Here is a 7,936-nt window from a genome sequence, read left to right on the forward strand (position 1 = left end):
TATTCTTTTTTGGTAAATCGGCTAAAATAAAGAAAAGCCTTATAGAGTATCATTATGCTCTTTACTTACGTAAAGAAGATGTGTCATACCTAGGTAAGGTATTTTTTTGAATAGAAAGTATTTTTATATAATTTAAACTAATTTAATATTATTTATATCTATATTTAATACTGTATTCAATAATTATTTTGTTACTCAAAAAAGTTTTGCTATGTCGAATAAAAGAAAAAGTGTAAAAGTTAGCTGGAGGCAAATACAAGGACATCAGTGTCTTTATTTTGAATTCAAAAATATTTTTAAGGCTGATGATGCCAAAGAAGTAATTGATGTTTGGAAAGTAATGCTTGATAAGCTTCCGGAGAATGAAAAGCCAATTATTGTCTGGGATTGTAGCCAAATGAAAGGATACGAATCTGAAGCAAGATTGTTATGGCAACAAAACATAAAAACATTAAAGAATAAGATTGGTATTATTTATTTAATTGCAGACTCTGTCGCTATTCAATTAGGCGCAGATATGGTTTCATATTTTACTTCTATCAAGATTAGAACAGTTAAGTCAAAACAGAACTTAGAAAAACTTTTAACATCTGTGTAAATTAAAACTCACTCGTTGTATGTAACTTAACAGTGGGATATTTTTGCTGTGTCATTTGAATTGTGAATGCAGAATCTGCTAAAAATACTAATTGCCCTTGTTTGTCTTTTGCAAGATATCGTTGTTTTACACGTTTAAATTCTGAAAATTCTTCATTCTTTTCATCTTCTGGCTCTACCCAACAAGCTTTGTGCACATTTAGATTTTCATATGTACATTTTGCACCATATTCATGTTCTAATCGGTATTGAATCACTTCATATTGAAGGGCACCCACAGTACCAATAACTTTTCGGCCATTTAATTCTAAGGTAAATAACTGAGCTACACCTTCATCCATTAACTGATCTAAACCTTTATATAATTGTTTAGCTTTCATAGGATCTGCATTATTTACATACCTAAAATGTTCAGGTGAAAAGCTGGGAACTCCTTTAAAGTTTAAAATTTCTCCCTCGGTTAGCGTATCACCAATTTTAAAGTTTCCCGTATCATGAAGTCCTACAATATCTCCAGGATAGGATTCTTCAACAATTTCTTTCTTTTCGGCAAAGAATGCATTTGGACTTGAGAATTTTAATTTTTTGTTATTTCTAACATGTAGGTAAGGAGCATTTCGTTTAAAAGTACCTGAAACTATTTTAACAAAAGCTAGCCTATCTCTATGCTTAGGATCCATATTTGCATGTATCTTAAATACAAAACCAGTTAATTCTTTTTCAGTCGCTTCGACGAGTCGGGTATCAGACATTTTAGCCTGCGGGAAAGGAGCTATTTCAATAAAGCAGTCTAATAACTCTTTAACTCCGAAATTATTTAAAGCTGAACCAAAGAAAACGGGCTGTAATTTTCCGTTTCTATACTTTTCATAATCAAACTTAGGATATACCTCATAAACCAATTCTAATTCTTCTCTTAATTGATTTGCAGCAGCTTCTCCAATATGCTTATCTAATTGAGGATTTGCTACATCATCAAACTCAACACCTTCAGAAACAGTTTGCTTGTTTTCAGATGAGAAAAGATTCAGTTTTTTATCCCATATGTTATAAATACCTTTAAAGTCATATCCCATACCAATTGGGAAACTTAAAGGAGTTACAGTTAGTCCCAATTTCTGCTCAACTTCATCTAAAAGATCAAAAGCATCTTTCCCTTCACGATCAAGCTTATTAATAAAAACAATTATTGGTATGTTACGCATGCGGCAAACTTCAACCAGTTTTTCTGTTTGTTCCTCGACTCCTTTCGCAACATCAATAACCACAATTACACTATCTACGGCAGTAAGTGTTCTGAAAGTATCTTCAGCAAAATCTTTGTGACCAGGGGTATCTAGAATGTTTATTTTTTTATCCTTGTAAATAAAAGCTAATACCGAAGTAGCTACAGAAATACCACGTTGACGCTCGATTTCCATGAAATCTGAAGTAGCCCCTTTTTTAATTTTGTTATTTTTTACGGCTCCAGCTTCTTGTATTGCCCCTCCAAACAGCAAGAGCTTTTCAGTTAACGTAGTTTTACCAGCATCAGGATGCGATATAATACCGAAGGTACGTCTTTTATGTATTTCTTCTATAAAGCTCATCTCTAAAATTTGCGATGGCAAATATAGGTTTAATTTAAAGATTTATTGTAGTACTTCTACTTCAAAAAACACATCGTTCTTGGGCCACTCTTGCTTGTCTATTTCTTCTTGTGCTATTTTATTTAGAGTGCTAAAACCACTAATAATTTCACCATAAACGGTATGTTCTCCATCAAGGTGAAAGGCACCGTTTTTATCTTGAACGAAATAAAATTCAAAAGGAGTAGAGCGCTTATTGGGATTGTTGGTCCAATCACGAGCAGCCGCCAATGCACCATATTTGTGTCTTCTCTCTTTTTTGAATTCTGAAGGAATGGTATAAGAATCAAATTTTTTGCGCATTCTTCTCGTTAACGGATTTTCTGAATTACCACCCTGCACAACAAAATCTTTTACAACTCTATGTACACAAACCGTATTAAAATACCCCTGTTTAGCTAAAAAAATAAAACTTGCACGATGAATAGGTGTATCCTTATACAATCTCACTTTTATATCACCCAATCTAGTTTTAAATAAGACAATTGTTTCTGGATTTTCTTTACCATATTTTTCAAGAAAAGCTACTGTGTTTTTTCTACTGATAATTTCTTCTGTTTGAAGTTCTTCTTTTACTTTAAGAGTAGTTTTCTTCTTAAGAATCACTTTTTCTGTAGGCTTAACTTCAACAGAAGCTTTTTTATTGTGAGTACAACTCAAAAACAAGATTGAAAAAACGGTAACCAATAAGAAACAATAACGCATGCTATAATTTTGTATGTAAATATAATTATTGTAATAAATCTTTGTACTTTCGATAGCCTATTTTATTCTATGCGTTTATTTATCATTTTTCTTCTATTATGTACACTATTCAGTTGTAAAAAAGAACCGAAAGAAAATATATCGAAAAGTTTCTCATGGAAAGAAGTTCATATGCCTGTTGAAGGTAATACAATGCAGCCTTATTTATTTGCAAGTAAGACAAATTTATTGTTATCATGGACCAATAAAATTAACGACTCTATTGCTTCACTTAAGTATGCTTCGTTAGAAAATGAACAGTGGAGCAAGGTAACGGAAATTGCAAAGGGAAAAGATTGGTTTGTTAATTGGGCAGATTTCCCTGCAATAGCTCAAAATAATGGAAATATTTTAAGTTATTATTTAAAAAAATCTGATGAAGCTACCTTTGCATACGATATTTTATTAAAACATGCATCTGGTACTCAGTGGAAAGAACCTTTTAAATTGCATGGTGATACAACGAAAACTGAACATGGCTTTGTATCAATCATACCTTATAAAAAAACATCCTTTTTTGCTTCTTGGTTAGACGGACGAAATACTTCTGGAGGACATGATCATGAAAATGGAGGTGGTGCAATGACTATAAGAGCTACAGAAATTCTTGATAATGGCGAGAGAAAAAATGAAGTAGAATTAGACACTAAAACTTGTGATTGCTGTCAAACAAGTGCAGCAATTACGCAAAACGGACCCATAGTAGTGTATAGAGATAGGTCTGACGATGAGATACGTGATATTTTCATTTCAAGGTTTATTAATGGCGATTGGACACTGCCTAAGCCTATTTTTAATGATAATTGGAAAATAACGGGTTGCCCTGTAAACGGACCTAAAGCTACTGCTTTAGATAACAATCTGGCAATTGCGTGGTTTACGAATGCAAATAGAAGTGCAGAAGTAAAAGTAATATTTTCTAATAATAATGGTAAGAAATTTGATGAACCCATTATAATTGATAGTGAAAATGCAATCGGTAGAGTAGATTTAGCTTTTCTAAATAATGACGAGGTACTAGTAACTTGGATGAGATCTAACAATAATGAAGCAGAAATATGTATAGCCAAAGTGCATAGAAAAAAAGGAAAGATTTATGAAGATATTATAGCAAATGTAGTGTCGTCTAGAGCAACAGGTTTTCCACAATTAGAAATTTATAAAAATAAAGTTTTTGTAGCTTATAATGATGTAAAAGATACTAAAACCAATGTTAAAATATTAAATATTAATAAAAGTGTTTTTGAGTAGATACGGTAAATTTTGGCGTATTTAATTAGTACATTTGTCTTATATGATTTAATGAAAAGATGATAGAAGAAAAGGTAATTCTTGTTAATGAAAATGATGAGCAAATTGGTTTGATGAACAAACTAGAGGCACATGAAAAAGCACTATTGCATAGAGCTTTTTCTGTATTTGTTTTTAATGCTAAAGGACAATTATTGTTACAACAAAGAGCTGCAAGCAAGTATCATTCACCATTATTATGGACAAATACTTGTTGTAGTCATCAACGTGACGGAGAAACCAACTTAGAGGCTGGGAAGCGGCGTTTACAAGAAGAAATGGGATTTACTTGTGAATTAAAGGAAGTCTTTTCATTTATATACAAAGCTCCATTTGACAACGGGTTGACAGAACATGAATTAGATCATGTGATGATAGGTGAGTATGAATACGATCCTAAAATCAATAAAAGTGAAGTAGAAAATTTTAAATGGATGAGACTAACAGATATAAAAGAAGATATTGAAGAGAAGCCAGAAATTTATACAGAATGGTTTAAAATAATTTTTAATGAATATTACCAACGATTATTGTAAGCTTAATGAGAGTTACTGTAAATAGAAAAGCACATTTTAATGCAGCGCATCGGTTGTTTCGTAAAGATTGGACCGATGAAAAGAATGCTGAGGTTTTTGGTAAATGTAGTAACCCCAATTATCATGGTCATAATTATGAATTGATTGTATCTGTTACGGGGCCTATAGACCCAGAAACAGGTTTTGTAATAGACATGAAAGTGTTAAAAGACATTATTAAATCTGAAGTAGAAGATGCGCTAGACCATAAAAACTTGAACCTAGAAGTGAAGGAGTTTGAAAATTTAAATCCAACGGCAGAAAATATTGCTGTAGTTATTTGGAATAAACTTAGAATACATATTGATGCCATCAACGATCTTTCAGTTACCTTGTATGAAACACCTCGCAATTTTGTAACTTATTCTAGAAATTTATTATGAGTCTTAATTATCCTTTGAAATTTAGACCCATTCTGAAAGAAAAGATTTGGGGAGGAGAGAAGCTCATAGAGCTTCTTAATAAAGATTCTGAAAAAAATAATATTGGGGAGAGTTGGGAAATTTCTAATGTTAAAGATAATGTCTCTGTAGTTTCGAATGGAAAACTGAAAGGGCACACCCTTTCAGACCTTATGGTTTTATATAGAGATGAACTTTTAGGAAAAAAGGTTTTTTTAGAGTTTAGTTATGAGTTTCCTTTACTTATAAAGTTTATTGATGCTAAAGAAGCATTAAGTATCCAATTGCATCCTAATGATGAATTAGCCAAAGAACGTCACGATTCCTTTGGTAAAACAGAAATGTGGTACATCATGCAAGCTGATGAAGGAGGGAAGTTAGTAGTAGGTTTTAAAAAGAATTCTTTCAAACAAGAATATTTAAATCATTTATATGATAAATCGCTATTAAAAATCCTCAATGTAGATAAAGTTTCTAAAGGAGACGTTTATTTTATTCCAACAGGAAGAATTCATGCTATCGGAGCAGGAGTATTACTTGCTGAAATACAACAAACAAGTGATATTACCTATCGTATTTACGATTGGGATAGACAGGATGCTGCTGGTAATTATAGAGAATTGCATACAGATTTGGCATTAGATGCCATAGATTATAAAGCGGTTGCAAACTACCATGAAGAATATAGTAAAGAGCTTAATAAACAGTCTAAAATTGTTGATTGTCAATATTTTACAACTAATATTCTTCCGCTTAAAGAAGCATTGAGTATAGATCATAGCAGTAAAGATTCATTCATAATTTATATGTGTGTTGAGGGTAATGCAGTTATAAAAACAGCTGGAGGAGAAGTAGAATTAAATTACGGAGAGACGACTTTGATTCCGGCTAGAGTTAAACAACTAGAGATCATTCCTAGTACTGATTATGTAGAACTTCTAGAAGTATATATAAGCTAATATGAATTACAAGCATGTAAAAGTGATTGCTTTTGATGCAGACGATACTTTGTGGGTGAATGAAACCTACTTTAGGGAAGCAGAGCATGAATTCGCTAAGCTTTTATCGATTTATGAGACTAAAAATAAAATTGATCAAGAATTATTTAAAACTGAGATGAAAAATCTCAAATTATATGGTTATGGGGTAAAAGGTTTTATGCTCTCAATGATTGAATCTGCTTTAGAATTGTCTAATTATACAATTAATCAAAAAACAATAGAGAAAATTATCACTATAGGTAAAGAAATGTTAGAAAAACCTATAGAACTTTTGAATGGAGTTGAAGAAACTTTAAAAGTATTGCACCCAAAATACAAACTGGTTTTAGCTACAAAAGGTGATTTATTAGATCAAGAAAGAAAATTAGAAAAATCTAATTTGATACAATACTTTCATCATATTGAAGTACTTAGTGAAAAAAAATCAGAAAATTATACAAAACTCCTAGGTCATTTAGATATTAATTCTTCAGAATTTTTAATGGTTGGTAATTCATTGAAATCTGATGTTTTACCTTTACTAGATATCGGTGCAGAAGCTATTCATATTCCATTTCATACAACTTGGGCTCATGAAGTTACTGAGCCTAAGCAAACTCATAGTTATAAAACAATTTCTAAACTGACAGATTTATTAGAATTTTTATAATGAAAGAGCTTACACTAAATACATGGAATAGAAAGCAGCATTTTAATCAATTTAATGACCCTTATTTTGTGGTTACATTAGATTTTGATGTGGTTAGAACTCATAATCATTCAAAAGAAAGCAATAAATACTATTAAAAATTTCAAATACCGAATTTATGATCAAAGAGTATTTATACACAAGATTATTCATGCTTCAGCATCTATTTTAAGACCAAATAAAACTTTTGGCTGCTCATTTATACATTGCCGTGGTTTAATTTTTAAAGACATAAAGAACCATATTTTAGGATTAAAGAATCTATGCCCAAATTGACTTTTGGTAAATTTCTAAAAAAAGAAACAAACTAATAATGCCCGTTGCAATCGCTGTTAATCATGCTTTGGTTGATGGTTGCCATGTAAGATCATTTGTAAAAAAGTTTCAAGAAAATTTATACGATTTTTAAGAAATAGACACTTTCATTTAGTGTAAATTTGCCCAAACTTTTAAATATAATATATGGCTAGTGTAAAAAATTTAAAAAAAGATATAAATTATGTGTTATCTGATATCATTGAAGAATGTTATATGTGGCAAATGCTTCAAGAAGATGATAAGAAAGCAGCAAAAGCAGAAGCAATTATAGATGAGACAATTGTAACTTTTGACGATTTAATTTCAAAAATACATGCTAAAGATGTAGCTGAGAAGAAGTTACATTATAAAGCAATTAGTAAAGAATTAGAAGACAGAGCGAATGAATTATTAGCTAAGATTCAAAAGTTGTAATTATTATAAAATTTTTAACATCTCTTTACACTAAGTTGCTTTATTTTTACGTTATTAACTAGTAGATATTTTAAACTGCGAATAGTATATGTCGAGAGCAATGTTTGAATACACAAAAACGATTCTAAAAAAAGTAAGCTTTAATGTAGAATTGTTTTGCAAAGAGTTAGAAAAAGCCATTAATAGGTTATTACCTCACGAAATAGAGGAGCTAAAAATATGGTTAGATGAATTTACAGTGAATAAGCCAGAATTATATGTTTGCTTAGCAGCTGTTAAA

Annotated in this window: 12 protein-coding genes; 10 read left to right on the plus strand and 2 right to left on the minus strand. The window is 31.0% G+C overall.

The genetic code is table 11. The features are described 5' to 3' along the window. Positions 1–211: 211 nt before the first annotated feature. A complete protein-coding gene (locus AC1EUY_RS11380; protein WP_480195662.1) occupies positions 212–598 on the plus strand; it encodes a hypothetical protein in 387 nt (128 codons plus the stop codon). Between the two features lies 1 nt (position 599). Here AC1EUY_RS11380 and AC1EUY_RS11385 read toward each other — a convergent pair whose 3' ends face one another. Next, positions 600–2,186, minus strand: a complete 1,587-nt coding sequence (locus tag AC1EUY_RS11385; RefSeq protein WP_480195663.1) for a peptide chain release factor 3 — start codon at positions 2,184–2,186, stop codon at positions 600–602. Between the two features lie 42 nt (positions 2,187–2,228). Further along, complete coding sequence (locus AC1EUY_RS11390; protein WP_480195664.1) at positions 2,229–2,885, minus strand: peptidylprolyl isomerase; 657 nt, start codon at positions 2,883–2,885, stop codon at positions 2,229–2,231. Between the two features lie 114 nt (positions 2,886–2,999). On the opposite strand from AC1EUY_RS11390, the gene AC1EUY_RS11395 reads away from it, so the two are divergent. From AC1EUY_RS11395 to AC1EUY_RS11435, 9 genes are all read left to right on the plus strand, one after another. Beyond that, positions 3,000–4,220: a hypothetical protein gene (locus AC1EUY_RS11395; protein WP_480195665.1), complete on the plus strand. Its 1,221-nt coding sequence runs from the start codon at positions 3,000–3,002 to the stop codon at positions 4,218–4,220. A gap of 59 nt (positions 4,221–4,279) precedes the next feature. Next, complete coding sequence (idi, locus tag AC1EUY_RS11400) at positions 4,280–4,795, plus strand: isopentenyl-diphosphate Delta-isomerase (protein WP_480195666.1); 516 nt, start codon at positions 4,280–4,282, stop codon at positions 4,793–4,795. 5 nt (positions 4,796–4,800) lie between these two features. Then, positions 4,801–5,217 carry a 6-pyruvoyl trahydropterin synthase family protein gene (locus tag AC1EUY_RS11405; RefSeq protein WP_480195667.1) on the plus strand — a complete coding sequence of 139 codons (417 nt, stop codon included), beginning with the start codon at positions 4,801–4,803 and terminating at the stop codon, positions 5,215–5,217. After that, positions 5,214–6,194, plus strand: coding sequence for a type I phosphomannose isomerase catalytic subunit (locus tag AC1EUY_RS11410; RefSeq protein WP_480195668.1), 981 nt, complete (start codon positions 5,214–5,216; stop codon positions 6,192–6,194). Before AC1EUY_RS11405 ends, AC1EUY_RS11410 begins: the two co-directional genes overlap by 4 nt. Before the next feature lies 1 nt (position 6,195). Further along, complete coding sequence (locus tag AC1EUY_RS11415; RefSeq protein ID WP_480195669.1) at positions 6,196–6,885, plus strand: HAD family hydrolase; 690 nt, start codon at positions 6,196–6,198, stop codon at positions 6,883–6,885. After that, positions 6,885–7,022 (plus strand): hypothetical protein, encoded by a 138-nt coding sequence (locus AC1EUY_RS11420; protein ID WP_480195670.1) that lies wholly within the window; start codon positions 6,885–6,887, stop codon positions 7,020–7,022. The genes AC1EUY_RS11415 and AC1EUY_RS11420 overlap by 1 nt, the downstream gene beginning before the upstream one ends. Before the next feature lie 215 nt (positions 7,023–7,237). Next, a complete protein-coding gene (locus AC1EUY_RS11425) occupies positions 7,238–7,333 on the plus strand; it encodes a hypothetical protein (protein ID WP_480195671.1) in 96 nt (31 codons plus the stop codon). A 53-nt stretch (positions 7,334–7,386) separates the two neighbouring features. Further along, positions 7,387–7,656 (plus strand): hypothetical protein, encoded by a 270-nt coding sequence (locus AC1EUY_RS11430; RefSeq protein ID WP_480195672.1) that lies wholly within the window; start codon positions 7,387–7,389, stop codon positions 7,654–7,656. 88 nt (positions 7,657–7,744) lie between these two features. After that, the coding region (locus AC1EUY_RS11435) for a hypothetical protein (RefSeq protein ID WP_480195673.1) at positions 7,745–7,936 on the plus strand (192 nt) is incomplete at its 3' end.

The sequence above is a fragment of the Maritimimonas sp. 2210JD6-3 genome (assembly GCF_056591795.1).